The 22,152-nt window shown below is 60.0% G+C and carries 18 protein-coding genes; 1 reads left to right on the top strand and 17 read right to left on the bottom strand.

What is annotated here, in order from left to right; genetic code table 11:
* A complete protein-coding gene (locus tag J3D60_RS28095) occupies positions 1-1,113 on the bottom strand; it encodes an S-(hydroxymethyl)glutathione dehydrogenase/class III alcohol dehydrogenase (RefSeq protein WP_065926449.1) in 1,113 nt (370 codons plus the stop codon).
* A 109-nt stretch (positions 1,114-1,222) separates the two neighbouring features.
* Here J3D60_RS28095 and J3D60_RS28090 point away from each other — a divergent pair, with 109 nt between their 5' ends.
* Positions 1,223-2,119, top strand: coding sequence for a LysR substrate-binding domain-containing protein (locus J3D60_RS28090; RefSeq protein WP_027604462.1), 897 nt, complete (start codon positions 1,223-1,225; stop codon positions 2,117-2,119).
* On the opposite strand, the gene ispD is transcribed toward J3D60_RS28090, so the two are convergent.
* The 16 genes from ispD to rseP form a co-directional block, all read right to left on the bottom strand.
* The gene (gene ispD, locus J3D60_RS28085) at positions 2,120-2,827 is read right to left on the bottom strand and encodes a 2-C-methyl-D-erythritol 4-phosphate cytidylyltransferase (RefSeq protein WP_065938782.1); all 708 of its coding nucleotides are present in this window, start codon (positions 2,825-2,827) and stop codon (positions 2,120-2,122) included.
* Complete coding sequence (gene ftsB / locus J3D60_RS28080; RefSeq protein ID WP_003172294.1) at positions 2,824-3,102, bottom strand: cell division protein FtsB; 279 nt, start codon at positions 3,100-3,102, stop codon at positions 2,824-2,826. The genes ispD and ftsB overlap by 4 nt, the downstream gene beginning before the upstream one ends.
* Before the next feature lie 170 nt (positions 3,103-3,272).
* Positions 3,273-4,562 (bottom strand): phosphopyruvate hydratase, encoded by a 1,290-nt coding sequence (gene eno, locus J3D60_RS28075; RefSeq protein WP_027604464.1) that lies wholly within the window; start codon positions 4,560-4,562, stop codon positions 3,273-3,275.
* A 157-nt stretch (positions 4,563-4,719) separates the two neighbouring features.
* Positions 4,720-5,565, bottom strand: a complete 846-nt coding sequence (gene kdsA / locus J3D60_RS28070; protein WP_027604465.1) for a 3-deoxy-8-phosphooctulonate synthase — start codon at positions 5,563-5,565, stop codon at positions 4,720-4,722.
* Positions 5,566-5,570: 5 nt separating this feature from the next.
* A complete protein-coding gene (locus J3D60_RS28065) occupies positions 5,571-7,202 on the bottom strand; it encodes a CTP synthase (protein ID WP_053137224.1) in 1,632 nt (543 codons plus the stop codon).
* A 274-nt stretch (positions 7,203-7,476) separates the two neighbouring features.
* Complete coding sequence (tilS, locus tag J3D60_RS28060; protein WP_253493510.1) at positions 7,477-8,796, bottom strand: tRNA lysidine(34) synthetase TilS; 1,320 nt, start codon at positions 8,794-8,796, stop codon at positions 7,477-7,479.
* A 161-nt stretch (positions 8,797-8,957) separates the two neighbouring features.
* Positions 8,958-9,905: an acetyl-CoA carboxylase carboxyltransferase subunit alpha gene (locus tag J3D60_RS28055; RefSeq protein ID WP_065938779.1), complete on the bottom strand. Its 948-nt coding sequence runs from the start codon at positions 9,903-9,905 to the stop codon at positions 8,958-8,960.
* A gap of 128 nt (positions 9,906-10,033) precedes the next feature.
* Positions 10,034-13,555, bottom strand: a complete 3,522-nt coding sequence (dnaE, locus tag J3D60_RS28050; protein WP_065938778.1) for a DNA polymerase III subunit alpha — start codon at positions 13,553-13,555, stop codon at positions 10,034-10,036.
* A gap of 77 nt (positions 13,556-13,632) precedes the next feature.
* Positions 13,633-14,265, bottom strand: coding sequence for a ribonuclease HII (rnhB, locus tag J3D60_RS28045; RefSeq protein WP_065938777.1), 633 nt, complete (start codon positions 14,263-14,265; stop codon positions 13,633-13,635).
* Positions 14,262-15,401, bottom strand: coding sequence for a lipid-A-disaccharide synthase (lpxB, locus tag J3D60_RS28040; RefSeq protein WP_065938776.1), 1,140 nt, complete (start codon positions 15,399-15,401; stop codon positions 14,262-14,264). The genes rnhB and lpxB overlap by 4 nt, the downstream gene beginning before the upstream one ends.
* Positions 15,402-15,403: 2 nt before the next feature.
* Positions 15,404-16,180, bottom strand: coding sequence for an acyl-ACP--UDP-N-acetylglucosamine O-acyltransferase (lpxA, locus tag J3D60_RS28035; protein ID WP_027604472.1), 777 nt, complete (start codon positions 16,178-16,180; stop codon positions 15,404-15,406).
* Entirely contained in the window at positions 16,177-16,617 is a 441-nt protein-coding gene (gene fabZ / locus J3D60_RS28030; protein WP_003172281.1) for a 3-hydroxyacyl-ACP dehydratase FabZ, read from the bottom strand. Before fabZ ends, lpxA begins: the two co-directional genes overlap by 4 nt.
* A gap of 110 nt (positions 16,618-16,727) precedes the next feature.
* Positions 16,728-17,783, bottom strand: coding sequence for a UDP-3-O-(3-hydroxymyristoyl)glucosamine N-acyltransferase (gene lpxD / locus J3D60_RS28025; protein WP_253493509.1), 1,056 nt, complete (start codon positions 17,781-17,783; stop codon positions 16,728-16,730).
* Between the two features lie 3 nt (positions 17,784-17,786).
* The gene (locus J3D60_RS28020) at positions 17,787-18,290 is read right to left on the bottom strand and encodes an OmpH family outer membrane protein (protein WP_003219314.1); all 504 of its coding nucleotides are present in this window, start codon (positions 18,288-18,290) and stop codon (positions 17,787-17,789) included.
* Positions 18,291-18,335: 45 nt separating this feature from the next.
* Positions 18,336-20,723 carry an outer membrane protein assembly factor BamA gene (gene bamA, locus J3D60_RS28015; protein ID WP_053137245.1) on the bottom strand — a complete coding sequence of 796 codons (2,388 nt, stop codon included), beginning with the start codon at positions 20,721-20,723 and terminating at the stop codon, positions 18,336-18,338.
* Positions 20,724-20,797: 74 nt separating this feature from the next.
* Positions 20,798-22,150: a sigma E protease regulator RseP gene (gene rseP, locus J3D60_RS28010; protein ID WP_253493508.1), complete on the bottom strand. Its 1,353-nt coding sequence runs from the start codon at positions 22,148-22,150 to the stop codon at positions 20,798-20,800.
* Positions 22,151-22,152 lie beyond the last annotated feature (2 nt).

Here is a 22,152-nt window from a genome sequence, read left to right as displayed (position 1 = left end):
TCAGAAGTGAATGACGGTACGAATGCTCTTGCCTTCATGCATCAGGTCAAACGCTTTGTTGATGTCTTCCAGGCCCATGGTGTGGGTGATGAACGTGTCCAGCGGAATCTCGCCGGTCTGGGCCATTTCCACGTAGCTTGGCAACTCGGTACGGCCGCGTACGCCACCGAACGCCGAGCCACGCCAGACACGACCGGTCACCAGCTGGAATGGGCGGGTGGAGATTTCCTGGCCGGCACCGGCAACGCCGATGATCACCGACTCGCCCCACCCCTTGTGGCAACACTCGAGCGCGGCACGCATCAGTTGCACGTTGCCGATGCACTCGAAGGAAAAGTCCACGCCGCCATCAGTCAAATCGACAATCACGTCCTGGATCGGGCGGTCATAGTCTTTCGGGTTGATGCAGTCGGTGGCGCCCAGTTGCTTGGCGATCTCGAACTTGGCCGGGTTGATGTCAATCGCAATGATACGGCCGGCCTTAGCCTTGACCGCACCGATCACGGCCGACAGGCCGATACCGCCGAGACCGAAGATGGCCACGGTGTCGCCCGGCTTGACCTTGGCGGTGTTGAGCACCGCACCGATGCCGGTGGTGACGCCACAGCCGAGCAGGCAGACCTTCTCCAGCGGCGCTTCTTTGGGAATCTTGGCGACGGAAATTTCTGGCAGCACGGTGTACTCGGAGAACGTCGAGGTGCCCATGTAGTGGAAAATCGGCTGACCCTTGTAGGAAAAACGCGTGGTGCCATCCGGCATCAGGCCTTTGCCCTGGGTGGAACGAATGGCCTGGCACAGGTTGGTCTTACCCGAGAGGCAGAACTTGCACTTGCCGCATTCCGGGGTGTACAGCGGGATCACATGGTCGCCCACCGCCACCGAAGTCACGCCCTCGCCGATGGCTTCGACCACCGCACCGCCTTCATGGCCAAGGATGGAGGGGAAGATGCCTTCCGGGTCAGCGCCGGACAGGGTGTAGGCGTCGGTATGACAAACCCCGGAGGCGACCACACGCAACAGCACTTCGCCCGCCTTGGGCATGGCCACGTCGACTTCCACGATCTCGAGGGGTTTCTTGGCTTCAAAGGCAACGGCAGCGCGGGACTTGATCATCCGGGTTTCTCCATCGGGTTAAAAACTGAGGCGGTGAGTGTAAAACATGGCTCGTTGATTAATAATCCAGGCGAAAGCAAAACTTTATTGCCGTACAGGGATAATCAACGTGCTGGAAAACCGTTGGGAAGGCATCGATGAATTTGTCGCCGTCGCCGAATGCAGCCAATTCACGGCAGCCGCCGAGCGGCTGGGTGTGTCTTCGTCCCACATCAGCCGCCAGGTGGCACGCTTGGAAGAGCGCCTGCAAACGCGGTTGCTGTATCGCAGTACGCGTAAGGTGACCCTGACCGAAGCAGGTCAGACATTTTTGCAACATTGCCAACGCCTGCAGGACGGCCGCGAAGAAGCCCTGCGCGCCGTGGGCGACCTCACCAGCGAACCGAAAGGCATGTTGCGCATGACCTGCGCGGTGGCCTATGGCGAGCGTTTCATCGTGCCGCTGGTGACGCGGTTCATGGGCCTGTACCCGCAATTGCGGGTGGATATCGAATTGAGCAACCGCCAACTGGACCTGGTGCACGAAGGCCTTGACCTGGCGATTCGCCTGGGACGCTTGCAGGATTCGCGCATGGTTGCCAGCCGCCTCGCACCTCGGCGTATGTACCTGTGCGCGTCGCCGTCCTACCTGGCCCGATATGGACGGCCCCATAGCTTGTCGGAATTGAGTCGACATAACTGCCTGATCGGCAGCTCGGATATTTGGCAGCTGGCCCAGGACGGGCGCGAATTTTCCCAACGGGTACAGGGAAACTGGCGCTGCAACAGTGGGCAAGCGGTGCTGGATGCGGCGCTGCAAGGGGTGGGGCTGTGCCAACTGCCGGACTATTACGTGCTGGAGCATCTGCACAGCGGCGCGCTGGTGTCGCTGCTGGAGGCGCATCAGCCGCCGAATACGGCGGTGTGGGCGCTGTATCCGCAGCAGCGACATTTGTCGCCAAAGGTCAGGAAGTTGGTGGATTTCTTGAAAGAGGGCTTGGCCGAACGGCCGGAGTACAGCGGTTGATTAACGACGATTCGCCCACCGCAACCGCAGCCACTCCAGGTCTTCCGGCCGGGTCACCTTGATATTGTCCGAGCGCCCTTCGATCAAGCGCGGCGCCTGCCCGGACCATTCCATGGCCGAGGCTTCATCAGTGATCACCGCATCGGCCACCAGGCTGTCAGCCAATGCGCGGTGCAAGGCACCGAGGCGGAACATCTGCGGCGTATAGGCTTGCCAGATCAAGCTGCGGTCGACGGTTTCCACCACCCGCCCCTGCTTGTCGACGCGCTTGAGGGTATCGCGGGCCGGCACCGCCAGCAGGCCGCCCACCGGATCGTCCGCCAATTCGGCCAGCAACTTGTCGAGGTCATCACGGCTCAGGTTAGGCCGCGCCGCGTCATGCACCAACACCCAATCGTCATCGCCGGCGCCCAGGGCATTGAGTTGCAGCAGTGCATTGAGCACCGAACCCGAGCGCTCCGAACCACCGTCCGCACGTTGGATACGCGGGTCAGCGGCACACGCCAGGTCGGGCCAATACGGATCATCAGCAGCAAGACTGACCACCAACCCCTTGAGGCTGGGATGGTCGAGAAAACAGCCAAGGCTGTGTTCGAGAATAGTGCGCCCGCCCAATTGCAAGTATTGCTTGGGACGGTCCGCGGCCATACGGGCACCGACGCCCGCGGCAGGTATCACGGCCCAGAAGGCCGGCAAACGGTAACTCATTGGGCCAACTGGTAGAGGGTTTCACCCTCCTTGACCATGCCCAACTCATGACGGGCCCGCTCTTCAACGGTCTCGGTACCCTTTTTCAGCTCAAGCACTTCGGCATCGAGGACGCGGTTGCGCTCCAGCAGGCGTTCGTTCTCGGCGTGCTGGTCGGCAATTTGCTGGGTCAGGTCTTTTACCTGCGCAAAGCTGCCATTACCTACCCATAGGCGGTACTGCAGGCCAGCCAGCAACAAGAGCAAGACGAGGAACAACCAATTGGGACTGCGCATCGAATATCGGGTATCCAGTGGAAAAACACGCCATGCAAAACTTTTACAGCAACTGATAGCACGAAGCCTGGAAGAACCAGGCTTGTGCTTGATAGCCATCAGATTAGCGTCGAAACTCGCACCTTCGTGATCTTTCCGACGCAATCCACCGACTTTTTACCACTTACCGATCAGCCGCGAAACTCGCCGCGACCGTTGTACTTGGCTTTGCCGGCCAGTTGCTCTTCGATACGCAGCAATTGGTTGTACTTGGACACACGGTCGGAACGGCACAGGGAGCCGGTCTTGATCTGGCCCGCCGAAGTGCCCACGGCCAGGTCGGCGATGGTCGAATCTTCGGTTTCGCCGGAGCGGTGCGAGATCACGGCGGTGTAGCCCGCAGCCTTGGCCATCTGGATGGCTTCCAGGGTTTCGGTCAGGGTGCCGATCTGGTTGAACTTGATCAGGATCGAGTTGGCGATCTTTTTGTCGATGCCTTCTTTCAGGATCTTGGTGTTGGTCACGAACAGGTCGTCACCCACCAGCTGGACTTTTTCGCCGATCTTGTCGGTGAGGATCTTCCAGCCATCCCAGTCGGACTCGTCCAGGCCATCTTCGATCGAGATGATCGGATAGCGCTGGGTCAGGCCCTTGAGGTAATCGGCAAAGCCTTCGGAGTTGAACACCTGGCCTTCGCCGGACAGGTTGTATTTGCCATCTTCGTAGAACTCGCTGGCGGCGCAGTCCAGGGCCAGGGTCACGTCGGTGCCCAGTGTGTAGCCGGCGTTGGCCACGGCTTCGGAGATCACTTTCAGCGCATCTTCGTTGGACGCCAGGTTCGGTGCGAAACCACCTTCGTCACCCACGGCAGTGCTCAGGCCACGGGCTTTCAGCACGGCTTTGAGGTGATGGAAAATCTCGGTGCCCATGCGCAGGCCTTCGGAGAAGGTCTTGGCGCCGACCGGCTGCACCATGAATTCCTGGATGTCGACGTTGTTATCGGCATGCTCGCCACCGTTGATGATGTTCATCATCGGAACCGGCATCGAGTAGACACCCGGCGTACCGTTCAGGTTGGCGATGTGGGCGTACAGCGGCAGGTCCTGGTCCTGGGCGGCCGCCTTGGCAGCAGCCAGGGACACGGCGAGGATGGCGTTGGCGCCGAGGCTGCCTTTGTTTTCAGTGCCGTCGAGCTTGATCATCGCGTGGTCCAGGGCTTTCTGGTCCAGCGGGTCCTTGCCCAGCAGCAGGTCACGGATCGGGCCGTTGATGTTGGCTACAGCCTTGAGGACACCCTTGCCCAGGTAACGGCTCTTGTCGCCATCACGCAGTTCCAGCGCTTCGCGCGAACCTGTGGAAGCACCGGACGGCGCGCAGGCGCTGCCGATGATGCCGTTATCGAGAAGCACGTCGGCTTCGACGGTGGGGTTGCCACGGGAGTCGAGAACTTCACGACCTTTGATGTCGACGATTTTTGCCATTGTTGTAAACACTCCAAAGTTGACGAAAACGACGCAGCTGAAGGAAATCTTTTGACCGACCGCAAGGGTGGAACAACGGGGCAGGCTTGCAGGCGACAAGGCTCAGGCCCGTAGGCCTGAGCGTAAAGCGTGGGAAAGTCTACCGGAGAATCAACGCTTACGCGGTCTCTACCGTCGGAAAACTCTTGACCAGTTCGTCCAACTGCTTGAGCTGGGCCAGGAATGGCTCCAGCTTGTCCAGGCGCAGGGCGCATGGGCCGTCGCATTTGGCGTTGTCCGGGTCCGGGTGGGCTTCGAGGAACAGGCCCGCCAGGGACTGGCTGATGCCGGCCTTGGCCAGGTCCAGTACCTGGGCACGGCGCCCACCGGCGGAATCGGCGCGACCACCGGGCATTTGCAGCGCGTGGGTCACGTCGAAGAACACCGGGTATTCGAACTGCTTCATGATGCCGAAACCGAGCATGTCCACCACGAGGTTGTTGTAGCCGAAGCTCGAACCGCGCTCGCAGAGGATCAACTGGTCGTTACCCGCTTCCACGCACTTGTTCAGGATGTGTTTCATCTCCTGGGGCGCGAGGAACTGGGCTTTCTTGATATTGATCACAGCGCCGGTCCTGGCCATCGCGACCACGAGGTCGGTCTGGCGCGACAGGAAGGCCGGCAACTGGATGATGTCGCACACCTCGGCGACCACGGCAGCCTGTTCAGGCTCGTGGACGTCGGTGATGATCGGCACGCCGAAGGCTTGCTTGATGTCCTGGAAGATCCGCATGCCTTCTTCAAGGCCCGGGCCGCGATAGGAGGTCACGGACGAACGGTTGGCCTTGTCGAAGCTGGCCTTGAACACGTAGGGGATACCCAGTTTCTCGGTAACCTTGACGTACTCTTCACAGACCTGCATCGCCATGTCACGGCTTTCCAGCACGTTCATGCCGCCGAACAGCACCATGGGCTTGTCGTTGGCAATCTCGATGTCGCCTACGCGAATGATCTTCTGGGCCATCAGGTTTACGCCTTCTTCTGGTGTTGCGTCAGTGCAGCCTTGACGAAACCGCTGAACAACGGGTGACCGTCGCGCGGAGTCGAGGTGAACTCAGGGTGGAACTGGCAAGCGACGAACCATGGATGATCCGGGGCCTCGACCACTTCAACCAGCGCGCCATCACCGGAGCGACCGGAGATTTTCAGGCCAGCCTCTTTGATCTGCGGCAGCAGGTTATTGTTCACTTCGTAGCGGTGACGGTGACGCTCGACGATCACGTCCTTGCCGTAGCAATCGTGAACCAGGGAACCCGGCTCCAGCAGGCAGTCTTGCGCGCCAAGGCGCATGGTGCCGCCCAGGTCGGAGCTTTCGGTACGGGTTTCAACGGCACCGGTGGCGTCTTCCCACTCGGTGATCAGGCCCACGACCGGGTGGCCGCTCTTGCTGTCGAACTCGGTGGAGTTGGCGTCTTTCCAGCCCATCACGTTACGGGCGAATTCGATAACGGCCACTTGCATGCCCAGGCAGATGCCCAGGTACGGCACCTTGTTCTCGCGAGCGTACTGCACGGCAGTGATCTTGCCTTCCACGCCACGCAGGCCGAAACCGCCTGGAACGAGGATCGCATCGACACCTTCGAGCAGCGCGGTGCCCTGGTTCTCGATGTCTTCGGAATCGATGTAGCGCAGGTTGACCTTGGTACGGTTGCTGATGCCCGCGTGGCTCATCGCTTCGATCAGCGACTTGTACGCGTCCAGCAGTTCCATGTACTTGCCGACCATGGCGATGGTGACTTCGTGCTCAGGGTTGAGCTTGGCGTCAACCACGGCTTCCCACTCGGACAGGTCCGCGCCGTTGCACTGCAGGCCGAAACGCTCGACCACAAAATCATCCAGGCCCTGGGAATGCAGGATGCCCGGGATCTTGTAGATGGTGTCGGCGTCTTCCAGGGCAATCACCGCACGTTCTTCAACGTTGGTGAACTGCGCGATCTTGCGACGCGAGGAAATATCGATCGGATGGTCGGAGCGGCATACCAGCACGTCCGGCTGCAGGCCGATGGAACGCAGTTCCTTGACCGAGTGCTGGGTAGGCTTGGTTTTGGTTTCGCCGGCGGTGGCGATGTACGGCACCAACGTGAGGTGCATCAGCATCGCGCGCTTGGCGCCGACTTCGAAACGCAGCTGGCGGATGGCTTCGAGGAACGGCTGGGATTCGATGTCACCCACGGTGCCACCGATCTCGACCATCGCCACGTCGGCATCGCCTGCACCCTTGATGATGCGGCGCTTGATTTCGTCGGTGATGTGCGGGATCACCTGGATGGTTGCACCCAGGTAGTCACCACGGCGCTCTTTGCGCAGCACGTGCTCGTAGACACGGCCGGTGGTGAAGTTGTTGTTCTGGGTCATGGTCGTGCGGATGAACCGCTCGTAGTGGCCCAGGTCCAGGTCGGTCTCGGCGCCGTCGTGTGTGACGAACACTTCACCGTGCTGGAACGGGCTCATGGTGCCCGGGTCGACGTTGATGTACGGGTCCAGCTTGAGCATGGTGACTTTAAGCCCCCGCGCCTCCAGGATGGCCGCCAATGAAGCGGAGGCAATGCCTTTCCCCAATGAAGAAACAACACCGCCCGTGACGAATATGTAGCGCGTCATGAAAAACCCTAGAAGTCTGCGTTAAAGCGGTCCGAGCCGCCGGGGAAAGCGAAGAGAGGCCGAAGCCCCCGATCACCTGCATTAATCACAGTGCACCTTTCAAAAAAACCGCCGCGTTGTGACAGACCAGCAGTGAAACTGCCGGTACGTTGATCGCTACACATTTTTTGGAATCGCCCAGCAAAGACTGCTTGGTAATCGGCAACTGCTGCGATTCAGGCGAATCCACAGAAGTTGTATCAAGAAGGGAGCGTAGTCTACCGGAAAGGCGCTATCAGCTCAAACCTTGATCGCAGGTCTCTGGCATCCAATGTAATTGCCAAGCTTCACTCGGTGCGGCCCAGAGTCCAGTGAGGAGGGGCACGCCGAGCAATTGCTCGCCCCGATACAGCAGCGGCAATCTGCCACGGACGAAGCCCGGCACACCATGCTCATTAAGCAAGCGCTTCAAGTCACGCCGGCCTCGGCCTGGTAGTTCAAGCATTTCACCGCCCTGGCGATAACGGACCTCCAGCGGGCCTTCGGGCACCTTGCCGCTCATTTCCAGCAGGCCATTGCCGGGTAACTCTAGTGGGTTTTGCGGATCAGGCCAGCTCACCGATGCGTGGGAAAACTCCGACCAGGCGCGAGGCAACCACCAGATGCGTGCGCCGCAACGGTGCAACTCCCCATCAGCCAGACGCCATAAGGGCTGCGCGTCGCCCTTGGCGTCGCGCAGGGAATACCAGCCAGCCCAATGATCGCTGTCGGGTAAACGGGTCAGCGGCGCCAGCCAATGGCGCAGGACATTGCGCTGACGGGCATCGGAAAGTTCGCGCAGCGGACCAAGGTCCAATGATGGCACCGCCAGCCAAGGAAACCGCGAAGGCTGATCAGCGGCTTGCAGGTCCATGCAGGCCAATTCACCCAGCAGCGCCTGGGCTTCACCGAGGTGATCGGCAGTCCGGGCCAGGCTGGAGACCGCTTGGGGCCAACGCGCCGTCAGCGTCGGGATCACGCGGTGACGCAGGTAATTACGGGAGAACCGTGGATCGGTGTTGGAAGGATCTTCAACCCACTTGAGCTGATGCTCATCGGCGTAGACTTCCAGCTCGGCGCGCGAGACCTCCAGCAACGGCCGCACCAGGAAACCACCTGCCAACGGGCGATGCGCAGGCATTGCGGCGAGCCCTCGCACCCCTGCACCGCGCAGCAGGCGGAATAGCAGCGTTTCGGCTTGATCATCGCGATGCTGGCCGGTGAGTAACACTTCCCCTGCCCCGATCACCTCGGTAAACGCCCGGTAACGCGCATCACGCGCTGCACGCTCAAGACTGGCGCCGGGCTGCACGTGCACGTGCATAACCCGCAAGGGTACGCCCAGGCTGTCGCACACCGACTGGCAATGGCTTGGCCAAGCGTCGGCAACAGCCTGCAGACCATGGTGGACATGGACAGCGCTGAGGGGCGGTAATGTTTCGGATTTTGCCAGGATGACCAGGAGATGCAGAAGGACAGTGGAATCAAGCCCACCCGAGAAAGCGATATGCCAGGCCGGGGCGTTGCGCCAGGGGGACAGGGCTTGCAGGAGCTTGGCGGGCAAGGTTGGTTTCATCAAACGTTACCGCCGCAAATCTGGAATACGTAGACCAAGCATACACAAAGCAAATGTGGGAGGGGGCTTGCTCCCGATAGCAGTGGGTCAGTCACAAGATGTGGTGACTGAGACCCTGCAATCGGGGGCAAGCCCCCTCCCACATAAATTACGGCGTCGGCTTACAGACCGTAGCTCATCAGGCGCTCGTAGCGACGGGCCAGCAGCGCTTCGTTATCCAGCTTCTTGAGCATCGCCAGTTGCGAACCCAGCTCGGCACGGATAGTGGCAGCAGCGGCGACCGGGTCGCGGTGGGCGCCGCCCAATGGCTCGGCGATCACTTTGTCGACGATACCCAGGCCCTTGAGGCGATCGGCAGTGATGCCCATGGCTTCGGCAGCGTCCGGCGCCTTTTCTGCGGTTTTCCACAGGATCGAGGCGCAACCTTCCGGCGAGATCACCGCGTAGGTCGAATATTGCAGCATGTTCAGCTGATCGCAGACGCCAATGGCCAGTGCACCGCCGGAGCCACCTTCACCAATCACGGTGGCGATGATCGGGGTTTTCAGGCGGGCCATCACCCGCAGGTTCCAGGCAATCGCTTCGCTCTGGTTGCGCTCTTCGGCATCGATACCCGGGTAAGCACCCGGGGTGTCGATAAAGGTCAGGATCGGCATCTTGAAGCGCTCGGCCATTTCCATCAGGCGGCACGCCTTGCGGTAACCTTCCGGACGCGGCATGCCGAAGTTGCGGCGTACTTTCTCGCGCACTTCACGGCCTTTCTGGTGACCGATGACCATGACCGGCTGGTCGTCCAGGCGAGCGATACCGCCCACGATGGCCGCGTCGTCGGAGAAATGGCGGTCGCCGTGCAGCTCGTCGAACTCGGTGAAGATGTGCTGAATGTAGTCCAGGGTATACGGACGGCGCGGGTGGCGGGCCAGGCGCGCGATCTGCCAGCTGGTCAGCTTGCCGAAGATGTCTTCGGTGAGCGTGCTGCTCTTGTCTTGCAGGCGAGCGATCTCATCGCCGATATTCAGCGAATTGTCATTGCCGACCAGGCGCAGCTCTTCGATCTTGGCTTGCAGGTCAGCGATCGGCTGTTCGAAATCAAGAAAATTCGGGTTCATAAGCGTCCGTCTTGGGTCGACGGCCAAGGGTTGCCTGGCCAGCCGGTTGTCTATTCGCGCCCTACCTTAAGGGAGAGGCGCGTTTAGGTCGAGATTAAATGTTCAGCCGAGGTCAGGCGTCCTGACCGTCAACGGTATTGGAGGAAGACGTTGTCACGACCGAACTGGTCACGCAAAGCTTGAATCAAGCCGTCAGCGGGATCAATTCGCCACGTCTCGCCAAACTGCAACATGGCCTTGGCGTCGTTGCCCGTGTACTCCATGGTCACCGGGCAGGCGCCGCGATGGCGCTTGAGCAGGTCACCCAACCAGCGTAGCTGATCGCCCTTGAGGGCTTCGGTCTTCACCTTCAGGCGCAGGCTTTCGGCCAGGTTGGTGCGCGCATCTTCCATGCTCATCACCCGCTTGATCCGCAGGCGCAAGCCGCCGGAGAAGTCATCGTTGCTGACCTCCCCTTCCACCACCACCATGGCGTCGGTCTGCAGCAGCGACTGCGCGGAATGAAAGGCGTCGGCAAACAGCGACGCCTCGATCCGGCCTGAGCGGTCGTCGAGGGTGATAAAGCCCATCTTGTCGCCCTTTTTGTTTTTCATCACCCGCAGGGCGATGATCATGCCGGCGACGGTCTGGGTATCCCGCGCCGGTTTCAGATCGATGATGCGTTGACGGGCGAAACGACGGATCTCGCCTTCATATTCGTCAATCGGGTGACCGGTGAGGTACAGGCCCAAGGTGTCTTTCTCACCCTTGAGGCGTTCCTTGAGGGTCAGCTCCTTGGCCTTGCGGTGGTTGGCATACACGTCCGCATCTTCTTCGACGAACAACCCGCCAAACAGGTCGGCGTGGCCGCTGTCATGGGTGCGGGCGGTCTGTTCGGCGGCCTTGATCGCTTCTTCCATGGCGGTGAGCAGCACCGCGCGATTGCGATCGATATTCGCCTGATACGCCTTCGGCTCATCGTGGAAATACGGGCCGAGACGGTCGAGCGCGCCGCTGCGGATCAGGCCGTCGAGGGTACGTTTGTTGATGCGCTTGAGGTCAACCCGTGCGCAGAAGTCGAACAGATCCTTGAACGGCCCGTCCTGGCGCGCTTCGGTGATGGCTTCCACCGGGCCTTCGCCCACGCCCTTGATCGCGCCCAGGCCATAGATGATGCGACCTTCGTCGTTCACCGTGAACTTGAACTCCGAGGCGTTCACGTCCGGCGCGTCGAGGCGCAGCTTCATGGTGCGCACTTCTTCGATCAAGGTCACGACCTTGTCGGTGTTGTGCATATCCGCCGAGAGTACCGCAGCCATGAACGGCGCCGGGTAGTGGGCTTTCAGCCAGGCGGTCTGATACGACACCAGGCCGTAGGCGGCGGAGTGGGATTTGTTGAAGCCATAACCGGCGAATTTTTCCACCAGGTCGAAAATGTTACCGGCCAGGTCGGCATCGATATTGTTGGTGGCGCAACCCTCAATGAAACCGCCGCGTTGCTTGGCCATTTCCTCGGGCTTTTTCTTACCCATGGCCCGCCGCAGCATGTCCGCACCACCGAGGGTGTAGCCGGCCATCACCTGGGCGATCTGCATCACCTGTTCCTGGTACAGGATGATGCCGTAGGTCGGCGCCAATACCGGCTTGAGGCCTTCGTACTGGTAGTCGGAGTGCGGATACGCCAGTTCGGCACGGCCGTGCTTACGGTTGATGAAGTCATCCACCATGCCCGATTGCAGCGGGCCCGGACGGAACAGGGCCACCAGTGCGATCAAGTCTTCCAGGCAGTCGGGCTTGAGCTTTTTGATCAGCTCTTTCATGCCGCGGGACTCAAGCTGGAACACCGCCGTGGTTTCGGCTTTTTGCAGCAAGGTGTAGGTGGGCTTGTCGTCCAGCGGGATGAAGGCGATATCCAGCGGTTCTTCGTTGACCTTGGCGCGGTCGCGGTTGATGGTCTTGAGTGCCCAGTCGATGATCGTCAGGGTCCGCAGGCCGAGGAAGTCGAACTTCACCAGGCCGGCCGCCTCCACATCGTCCTTGTCGAACTGGGTGACCAGGCCGCCGCCCTCTTCATCGCAATAGATAGGCGAAAAGTCAGTCAGCTTGGTCGGCGCAATGACCACGCCACCGGCGTGTTTACCGACGTTACGCACCACGCCTTCGAGCTTGCGCGCCATCTCCCAGATTTCGGCGGCTTCTTCATCGACCTTGATGAAGTCGCGCAGGATCTCTTCCTGCTCGTAGGCTTTTTCCAGGGTCATGCCGACTTCGAACGGGATCATCTTCGACAGGCGGTCCGCCAGGCCGTAAGACTTGCCCTGCACCCGCGCTACGTCACGGATAACCGCCTTGGCCGCCATGGAACCGAAGGTGATGATCTGGCTCACGGCGTTGCGGCCGTATTTCTCGGCCACGTATTCGATCACACGGTCGCGACCGTCCATGCAGAAGTCGACGTCGAAGTCGGGCATGGAGACCCGTTCCGGGTTCAGGAACCGTTCGAACAGCAGGTCATATTCCAGTGGATCAAGGTCGGTGATCTTCTGTACATAGGCGACCAGCGAGCCGGCACCCGACCCCCGGCCCGGACCTACCGGCACGCCGTTGCTCTTGGCCCACTGGATAAAGTCCATCACGATCAGGAAGTAACCGGGGAACCCCATCTGGATGATGATATCCAGCTCGAAATTCAGCCGATCGACATAGACCTGGCGCTTGGCCTCGTAATCTTCGGTGGTGTCCCTGGGCAGCAGGACGGAGAGCCGCTCCTCCAGACCATCAAACGACACCTTGCGGAAATACTCGTCGATGGTCATGCCATCGGGAATCGGGAAGTTGGGCAAAAAGTGCTTGCCCAGCTTCACTTCGATATTGCAGCGCTTGGCAATCTCGACGGAGTTTTCCAGGGCCTCGGGCAGGTCGCTGAACAGCTCGGCCATTTCGTCCGCGCTCTTGAGGTACTGCTCTTCGCTATAGTTCTTGGAGCGGCGCGGGTCATCCAGGGCCCGGCCTTCGCCGATGCACACGCGGGTTTCGTGGGCCTCGAAATCTTCCTTCTTGATAAAGCGCACATCGTTGGTCGCCACCAAGGGTGCGCCCAGCTTGTCGGCCAGGGCTACGGCGGCGTGCAGATGCTCTTCATCGTTGGGACGGTTGGTGCGCTGGACTTCCAGGTAGAAACGGTCGGGGAAGACCTGCATCCACTCCCTCGCCAGCACTTCGGCTTCATGGGGATTACCGCCCAGCAGCGCGATACCGATCTCGCCTTCTTTGGCGGCCGACAGCATGATCAGGCCTTCGCTGGCCTCGGCGACCCATTCGCGCTCGATGATGATCGAGCCGTTGCGCTGGCCGTCGATAAAGCCACGGGAAATCAATTCGGTGAGGTTGCGATAACCCACGCCATTCATCGCCAGCAGGCTGATGCGGCTCAGGGGGTTATCCGGGTCTTTGTTGGACAGCCACAGGTCGGCGCCGCAGATCGGCTTGATGCCGGCGCCCATGGCGTTCTTGTAGAACTTGACCAGGGAGCACATGTTGTTCTGATCGGTAACCGCGACCGCAGGCATGTTCATGCCCACCAGGGTCTTGACCAGCGGTTTGATCCGTACAAGGCCGTCGACCAGGGAGTATTCAGTGTGCAGGCGCAGGTGAACGAATGAAGCCGGCATAGTGATCCTGTCCAGAAACTTAGAAACAACAAGGCCCGGGATTGTACCGGGCCTTGGCAAAAACATCAGCCTTGCGACTAAACCTCGCTGAGGTTCTCGCGCAGCTCATACGCCTGGCGCACCGGGGCAAACGAGCGCCGATGGATAGGCGTTGGGCCGAGACGGGCCAGGGCTTCCAGATGAACGGGCGTCGGATAGCCTTTATGGCCCCCGATCCCATAACCGGGGTAAATCAATTCGAAGGCAGCCATTTCACGGTCTCGGCTGACCTTGGCCAGGATCGACGCGGCGGCAATGGCTGGAACCTTGCTATCGCCCTTGACCACCGCCTCAGCCGGCATCGCCAGCTTCGGGCAACGGTTGCCGTCGATCATCGCCAGTTTTGGGGTGATATGCAGGCCTTCAACGGCACGCTGCATGGCCAGCATCGTGGCGTGCAGAATGTTCAATTCGTCGATTTCTTCGACTTCGGCCCGGGCGATATGCCAGCTCAGGGCCTTTTCACAGATTTCGTCGTAGAGTTTTTCACGACGCGCTTCGGTGAGTTTCTTTGAGTCGTTGAGGCCCAGGATCGGGCGGTTCGGATCCAGGATCACGGCCGCCGTAACCACCGCACCACACAGCGGGCCGCGCCCCACTTCGTCAACACCGGCCACCAGTTCGTGGGCTTGGGCAACGAGGCTGAAATCCAGGCCTATTTGCGTGCTCATAAAGCTTCCTGTTTTTGGCCGATCAAGGTCAATACGGCGTCGGCCGCCTGGTTCGATGCATCACGGCGCAGGGTGCGGTGGATGTCGTCAAAACCACGGGTCTGTTCTTCGCCGCCATCGATCAAGGGCAATAGGGTTTGCGCGAGGGCTTCGGGGGTTGCATCGTCCTGCAATAATTCCGGCACCAACAAGCGCTGGGCCAGCAAGTTGGGCAAGGAGATGTAAGGACTTTTGACCATGCGCTTGAGAATCCAGAAGGTCAGCGGCGCCAGGCGATAGGCCACGACCATCGGGCGCTTGTAGAGCAGGGCCTCCAAGGTCGCGGTACCCGAAGCGATCAGCACCGCATCACAGGCCGCCAGGGCCAGGTGCGACTGGCCGTCGAGCAGGGTCAATGGCAGATTGCGACCGACCAGCAGTGTCTCGATTTGTGCACGCCGTTGCGGGCTGGCGCAGGGCAACACAAAACGTACCCCGGGCTTCAAGGCTTGCAGGCGCTCGGCAGCATCGAAAAACACGCTGGCAAGACGGCCCACTTCGCCGCCTCGACTGCCCGGCATCAGCGCAACGAGCGGGCCGTCGGGCAGGCCCAGTTCAGCACGCGCGGCTGCACGATCAGCCTGCAAAGGAATGCTGTCAGCCAGGGTATGCCCGACAAACCGCACTGGCACACCCTTCTCCTCGTAGAACCTGGCTTCGAACGGCAACAGGGTCAACATCAGGTCGCAGCCTTCGCGGATCTTCAACACACGTTTCTGCCGCCACGCCCACACAGAGGGGCTGACGTAGTGCACGGTCTTGATCCCGGCCTGACGCAACTTGAGTTCGATATTGAGGGTGAAGTCCGGCGCATCGATGCCGATAAAGACATCGGGCTTTTCTTCGATCAACGTCTGGATCAGCAGCTTGCGACGAGCCAGGAGCTCACGCAGGCGACCCAGCACTTCGACCAGACCCATGACCGACAGACGCTCCATGGGGAAGTACGACGTGAGGCCTTCGGCCTGCATCAGCGGGCCGCCGACGCCGATAAACTCCACCGCAGGGTGCCGGGCCTTGAGTGCCCGCATCAGACCTGCGCCCAAAATGTCGCCGGAAGCTTCTCCGGCCACCAGCGCGATACGCAGAGTAGCCATGATCAGCGAGTGATGCCGCGGGTCGATGCCTGGATCGAGTCACGGAACACCGCGACTTCCGGAAACAACGCTGCCGGCTCGGCCAGTTGGATCAACGCCTGGTCTACCGTCAGCCCCTGACGGTAGACCACCTTGTAGGCACGGCGCAGGGCGTGAATCGCCTCTTCGCTGAAGCCACGACGGCGCATGCCTTCGAAGTTCATGCTGCGGGCTTCGGCCGGGTTGCCGAACACCGTGACGAACGCCGGAACGTCCTTGCCGATGGCAGTGCCCATGCCGGAAAAGCTGTGGGCGCCGATATGGCAATACTGATGCACCAGGGTAAAGCCGGACAGGATCGCCCAATCGTCAACGTGTACATGGCCAGCCAACGCGGTGTTGTTGACCAGGATGCAGTGGTTGCCGATCACGCTGTCATGACCGATATGGGCATAGGCCATGACCAGGTTGTGATCACCCAGCGTGGTCTCGGCACGATCCTGCACGGTGCCACGGTGAATGGTCACGCCTTCACGGATGATGTTGTGATCACCGATTACCAGGCGGGTTTCTTCACCCTTGTACTTCATGTCCGGGGTGTCTTCGCCTACCGAGGAAAACTGGTAGATGCGGTTGTGTTTGCCAATGCGGGTCGGACCCTTGAGGATCACGTGCGGCCCGATGACAGTCCCCTCGCCGATTTCCACACCTGCGCCGATGATCGACCAGGGGCCGACCTCAACGTCGGCGGCCAGTACGGCCGACGGATCGATGATTGCGCGAGGGTCAATCAAACTCATAGTTTGCGTTCCGCACAGATGATCTCGGCAGAGCACACCGGCTTGCCATCTACCGAGGCCTGGCATTCGAACTTCCAGATCTGGCGCTTGCAGCTGATGAACTTGGCTTCCAGGATCAACTGGTCACCCGGGGTAACCGGGTTGCGAAAGCGCAACTTGTCGGAGCCGACGAAATAGTAAAGCGTGCCGTCGGCAGGCTTGAGGTCGAGCATTTTGAAACCAAGGATACCGGCAGCCTGGGCCATTGCTTCGATGATCAATACGCCCGGCATGATGGGATGCGCGGGAAAGTGACCGTTGAAGAACGGTTCGTTGATGCTGACATTCTTGTAGGCACGAATGCGCTTTTCCTCAACATTGAGGTCCACTACACGGTCCACCAGCAGGAACGGGTAACGGTGGGGCAGGTATTCGCGAATCTCGTTGATGTCCATCATTTCGGGGGGAAGCCTGTAATAAAGATTGGGGGCGGGCGACTAAACGCACGCCCCGCTAGCAAATCAAGGAGGCAGTCTAGCGGCTGTGCACACTTGATATGGAAATGGTATCAGCCTTCTGATGAAGCATTACCGCCAGGGGTCACGTCCCCAACACGCTTTTCCAGCTGTTTGAGACGTCGAGCCATGTCGTCGAGCTGCCTCAAACGTGCTGCGCTCTTGCGCCATTCAGCTGCAGGCTGCATGGCGGTACCGGAAGAATAGGCACCCGGCTCGGTAATCGAGTGGGTGACCATGGTCATGCCGGTGATGAAAACGTTGTCGCAAATATCGATATGCCCCACCAGCCCTACGCCACCGGCGAGCATGCAATGCTTGCCGATTCGGGTGCTGCCGGAAATGCCTACACAGGCGGCCATGGCGGTGTGATCGCCAATCTGCACGTTGTGGGCGATCTGGATCTGGTTGTCGAGCTTCACGCCGTTACCGATCACGGTATCGGCCAAGGCCCCGCGATCGACCGCCGTGTTGACACCGATTTCCACGTCGTCGCCGATCAATACGCCGCCGACCTGGGCAATCTTGTGCCAGACGCCTTTCGAGTTGGCAAAGCCAAAGCCTTCACCGCCGATCACGGCACCCGACTGAATGACCACACGTTCACCGATACGCACATCGTGGTACAGGGTCACGCGAGGTGCCAGCCAACCGTCGACGCCGATTACACAGCGAGCGCCGATAAAGCAATGCGCACCGACCGTTACACCGGCCGCGATGCGTGCACCGCTCTCGATCACCGCAAACGCACCGATGCTGGCCGCAGGGTCAACCTGGGCATCATCGGCGATAACCGCAGACGGATGAACACCACCTGCTGCCTTGGGCTTCGGATCGAACAGATGCGACGCCTTCGCGTACGACAGGTAGGGGTCAGCCACTACCAGGGCATCCCCGGCGTAACCCTCGGCGTCAGCAGCCTTCAGCAACACGGCTGCGGCCTGGCAGTCGACCAGGTATTTACGGTATTGGGGGTTTGCGAGGAAGCTCAACTGAGCTGGGCCAGCCTCCTGCAAGGTGGCTAGCCCAGTGATTTCCTTCTCCGGGGAACCACGCAAGGTGGCTCCCAGGAACTCGGCCAACTCGCCGAGCTTGATAGTCGCGGTCATGGCTTACTTCAGCTGGTTCATGCGCTCGATCACCTGACGGGTGATGTCGTATTGAGGCTTGACGTCAATCACTGCGCCACGCTCGAACACCAGGTCAAAGGCACCTTTCTTGATGACTTCTTCCACGGCGCTGTCGAGTTTAGGCTTCAGCTGTTTCAGCATTTCACGGTCGGCAACAGCCTTGGCTTCGTTCAGCTCCTTGGATTGGAACTGGTAGTCACGGGCCTTTTGCTTGAACTCAAGCTCCAGACGCTCGCGCTCGCCTTGCTGCATCTTGTCGCCACCCGCTACCAGACGGTCCTGGATACCCTTGGCGCTGCTTTCCAACGTCTTGAGCTTGGTCAGTTGCGGACCGAATTTTTTCTCCGCATCCACGGCGTATTTCTTGGCCGCATCGGATTCCAGCAGGGCCATCTGATAGTTCAGGACGGCGATTTTCATTTCGGCGAAGGCCGGGGTGGCTACCAGCACGGTGGCCAGCAGAACCAATTGAGTCAACTTACGCACGATGTACTCCTACAGAATCCGTTGTCGTTATCTTGGGTCAGACGCTTAGAACGTCTGGCCGAGGGAGAATTGGAAAATCTGGGTTTCAGCGTTATCCGGTTTCTTGATCGGCATGGCCAGAGCAAAGCTCAACGGGCCAAGCGCGGTCACCCAGGTCACACCGACACCCACCGAGCTCGCCAGGTTGCTGAGGCTCACGTCGTTGCACTCAGTCCGTGACTTCACGCCGCTTGGGTTGGTGATCTGTTCGCACTTGGAGTCGAACACGTTACCCACATCCCAGAAGACCGAAGTACGCAGGGACCGCTGATCCTTGACGAACGGCAGCGGGAACAGGATTTCCGCACCACCCTGGATCAACACGTTACCACCGAATGGCAGAGGGTCGTTGTCGGAGTCAGCGACGGTGCCCTGGTTACCGGTCACACCAACGCCACGGCTCGGTGTACCACGTGGACCCAGGGTGCTGTCCTTGAAGCCCCGCACGGAGTTGAAGCCACCCGCGTAGTAGTTCTCGTAGAACGGCAGCCCATTGGTGGAACCATAACCGTCGCCATAGCCCAGCTCGGTGTGCAGGCGCATGGTGTAGTTATCGCTCAACGGCTGGAACAACTGGCCACGGTAGTCGAGCTTGAAGAACGACAGGTCGCTGCCCGGCGTCGTTGCTTCCAGCGTCAGGCTCTGGGAATGGCCACGGGTGGCAAGCACGCCTTTGTTCAGGGTCGACTCGGACCAGCCGGCGGACGCCTTGAAGTTCAGGAACTTGTCGCCTTCCTTGCGAGTGAAGTCGAAGATCTCGTCCACGGTGTACACACCGGTCTTGATCTCATCCTGTTGCGCAGTCAGGCCGAAGGTCAGGCGCGAAGTCTCGCTGATCGGGTAACCGATGTTGGCGCCTACGCCCAGGCTGTCGATTGCATAGCTGGCTACGTCGACGTCGAGGTCTTTGTAGTCGGTGGTGCGGTAGAAGGCGTTGTAGCCCAGGCTCACGCCGTCGGCAGTCCAGTAGGGGTCGACATAACCGAAGTTATAACGGCTCTGGTATTCGCTTCGGGTCAGGCCGATGGACACCTTGTTACCGGTACCCAGGAAGTTGTTCTGGGTGATGGAACCACCGAGGATCAGGCCGGCACTCTGTGCGAAACCGACACTGGCGGTGATCGAACCCGACGCTTGCTCTTCCACGGCGTAGTTCACGTCAACCTGGTCATCCACACCCGGTACGGCTGGCGTTTCGACGTTCACTTCCTTGAAGAAGCCCAGGCGCTCAAGACGGGTCTTGGACTGGTCGATCAGGTAAGTCGATGCCCAGCCACCTTCCATCTGGCGCATTTCGCGGCGCAGCACTTCGTCCGCAGACTTGGTGTTGCCACGGAAGTTGATGCGGTTCACGTAGGCACGCTTGCCTGGGTCGACGACAAAGGTGATGTCCACGGTGTGGTCTTCATCGTGGGGGGTAGGCACGCCGTTGACGTTAGCGAAGGTATAGCCTTCGTTACCCAGGCGACGGGTGATCAGTTCGGACGTGGTGGTCATCAGCTTGCGCGAGAACACCTGGTCTTTCTGCACCAGCAACAGGGCCTTGACCTGGTCTTCAGGCACTTTCAAGTCGCCGCTGAGCTTCACGTCACGAACCTTGTACTTCTCGCCTTCGTTGACGTTGACAGTGATGTAGACGTGCTTCTTGTCCGGGGTGATGGACACCTGGGTCGAAGCGATATCCATGTTGATATAGCCACGGTCCAGGTAGTAGGAGCGCAGGCGTTCCAGGTCACCGGAGAGTTTTTCGCGGGCGTACTTGTCATCGTTCTTGAAGAACGACAACCAATTGGTGGTCTTGAGCTCGAACAGGTCGATCAGGTCTTCATCAGCGAACTTGGTGTTGCCAACCACGTTGATGTGCTGAATGGCCGCCACGGTACCTTCGTTGATGTTGACCTTGAGGCCGACACGGTTACGAGGCTGCGGCACGACTTCCGTCTCCACGGTCGCGGAGTAGCGGCCCTGGGCAACGTACTGGCGTTGCAGTTCGTTACGCACACCCTCAAGGGTGGCGCGCTGGAAGATCTCGCCCTCGGCCAGGCCGGATTGCTTCAGGCCTTTCATCAGGTCTTCAGTGGAGATCGCCTTGTTGCCTTCGATCTCGATACTGGCGACGGAAGGTCGCTCGACGACGGTGATAACCAGGACGTTACCTTCGCGACCCAGTTGGATGTCTTGAAAGAACCCGGTTTTGAACAGCGCACGAGTGGATTCCACCAGGCGACGGTCATCAGCCTGTTCCCCGACGTTCAACGGCAAGGCACCAAAGACGCTACCCGCGGAAACCCGCTGGAGGCCGTTGACGCGAATATCGGAGATGGTGAAGGACTCGGCGTGAACTTCGGCGATCATCAATACGGTGAGAACCGCAGTTAGCAGCAGACGTTTCATGAAGTCCTTTCTTATTCCAACTGGCAATAAACAAACTGCCGCAAAATGCGGCAGATTCGCAATTCAGCGAAGCGTTACAGTCGACCCAGATCGTTGACCAAGGCTAATAACATCACCCCGACCACCAAGCTGATACCGATCTGTATCCCCCAACCCTGCACCCGATCCGACAAGGGGCGACCACGCACCCACTCGACCAGATAAAACAACAGATGCCCCCCATCCAATACCGGAATGGGCAGCAAATTCAGAACACCCAGGCTGATACTCAGATAAGCCAGGAAATTCAGGAAATCCGCGACACCCGACTGGGCAGAAGCGCCCGCCACTTTAGCAATGGTTATCGGTCCACTCAAGTTTTTTACCGAGAGCTCGCCGAACAACATTTTCTTGAGGGATTCGAGGGTCAGCACACTCATGGTCCAGGTGCGTTTTGCACCCTCGCCAATGGCCGCCAGCGGCCCGAAACTGACCTCACGCACCATCGAGGGCGGCCACTCCGGACTCTTGACGCCTGCACCCAGGTAACCCCCGGCCGCCTTGGCTTCCCCACGTACCGCCAGGGTCACGGGGACGTCGATTTGAGCACCGTCACGCTCAATTTTCAGCACAATCCTTGTATCAGGGCGTACACGTACCAGGTCGACCACCTGCTGCCACTCACTCAACGCCTGGCCATCGAGGGCCAGCAAGCGATCGCCGGTTTTCAGACCCGCGGCCTGGGCCGGCCCCTTCGGATCCAGCTCGGCAAGCACTGGCGGCAGCGCAGGACGCCATGGCCGGATGCCCAGGGACTTGATCGGATCAGGCTCGTCAGCGCCCTTGAGCCAATGGTCCAAGGCCAACGTGCGCGAGGTCTCGGCACTGGAATCCTGCTCACGCACCACGACGTTGACAGTGCCGCTTTCACCCAAACGACGGACCAGTTGCAAATTGACCGCGCCCCAACCCGTCGTCGGCTCACCATCAATGGAAACAATTTCCTGCCCTGCGACCAGACCTGCCTTGGCGGCGATACTGTCCGCCTCGACCGCGCCGATGACAGGACGCACCTGCTCGCTGCCGAGCATGGCCAGAACCCAGAAAAACAGCATCGCCAGGAGGAAGTTGGCGATCGGACCGGCCGCAACAATGGCGATACGCTGACGAACGGTCTTGCGATTGAAGGATTGGTCCAACTGATCGGCCGGCACTTCGCCTTCACGCTCATCGAGCATCTTGACGTAGCCACCCAACGGGATGGCCGCGATCACGAACTCGGTGCCGTGCCGGTCATGCCAGCGAACCAGCGGCATACCGAAGCCGACGGAAAAGCGCAGTACCTTGACGCCGCAACGACGTGCCACCCAAAAGTGGCCGAATTCGTGGAAGGTAACCAGCACACCCAGAGCAACCAGGGTGCCGACAATCATGTAAAGCGCACTCATCT

This window comes from Pseudomonas sp. S3E17 (genome assembly GCF_024168685.1).
GTDB classification, from domain to species: domain Bacteria; phylum Pseudomonadota; class Gammaproteobacteria; order Pseudomonadales; family Pseudomonadaceae; genus Aquipseudomonas; species Aquipseudomonas marginalis.
Note: the sequence above shows the minus strand (reverse complement) of the source record. Positions and strands in the feature narration are given on the sequence as shown.

Coding starts and splice junctions, on each gene's coding strand:
- lpxA (WP_027604472.1), bottom strand. CDS start 16,180: ATGAGTTTGATTGACCCTCGCGCAATCATCGATCCGTCGGCCGTACTG.
- rnhB (WP_065938777.1), bottom strand. CDS start 14,265: ATGAGCACGCAAATAGGCCTGGATTTCAGCCTCGTTGCCCAAGCCCAC.
- tilS (WP_253493510.1), bottom strand. CDS start 8,796: ATGAAACCAACCTTGCCCGCCAAGCTCCTGCAAGCCCTGTCCCCCTGG.
- bamA (WP_053137245.1), bottom strand. CDS start 20,723: ATGAAACGTCTGCTGCTAACTGCGGTTCTCACCGTATTGATGATCGCC.
- lpxB (WP_065938776.1), bottom strand. CDS start 15,401: ATGGCTACTCTGCGTATCGCGCTGGTGGCCGGAGAAGCTTCCGGCGAC.
- fabZ (WP_003172281.1), bottom strand. CDS start 16,617: ATGATGGACATCAACGAGATTCGCGAATACCTGCCCCACCGTTACCCG.
- J3D60_RS28055 (WP_065938779.1), bottom strand. CDS start 9,905: ATGAACCCGAATTTTCTTGATTTCGAACAGCCGATCGCTGACCTGCAA.
- rseP (WP_253493508.1), bottom strand. CDS start 22,150: ATGAGTGCGCTTTACATGATTGTCGGCACCCTGGTTGCTCTGGGTGTG.
- J3D60_RS28065 (WP_053137224.1), bottom strand. CDS start 7,202: ATGACGCGCTACATATTCGTCACGGGCGGTGTTGTTTCTTCATTGGGG.
- dnaE (WP_065938778.1), bottom strand. CDS start 13,555: ATGCCGGCTTCATTCGTTCACCTGCGCCTGCACACTGAATACTCCCTG.
- kdsA (WP_027604465.1), bottom strand. CDS start 5,565: ATGGCCCAGAAGATCATTCGCGTAGGCGACATCGAGATTGCCAACGAC.
- ispD (WP_065938782.1), bottom strand. CDS start 2,827: ATGAGTTACCGTTTGCCGGCCTTCTGGGCCGTGATACCTGCCGCGGGC.
- lpxD (WP_253493509.1), bottom strand. CDS start 17,783: ATGACCGCGACTATCAAGCTCGGCGAGTTGGCCGAGTTCCTGGGAGCC.
- eno (WP_027604464.1), bottom strand. CDS start 4,562: ATGGCAAAAATCGTCGACATCAAAGGTCGTGAAGTTCTCGACTCCCGT.
- ftsB (WP_003172294.1), bottom strand. CDS start 3,102: ATGCGCAGTCCCAATTGGTTGTTCCTCGTCTTGCTCTTGTTGCTGGCT.
- J3D60_RS28095 (WP_065926449.1), bottom strand. CDS start 1,113: ATGATCAAGTCCCGCGCTGCCGTTGCCTTTGAAGCCAAGAAACCCCTC.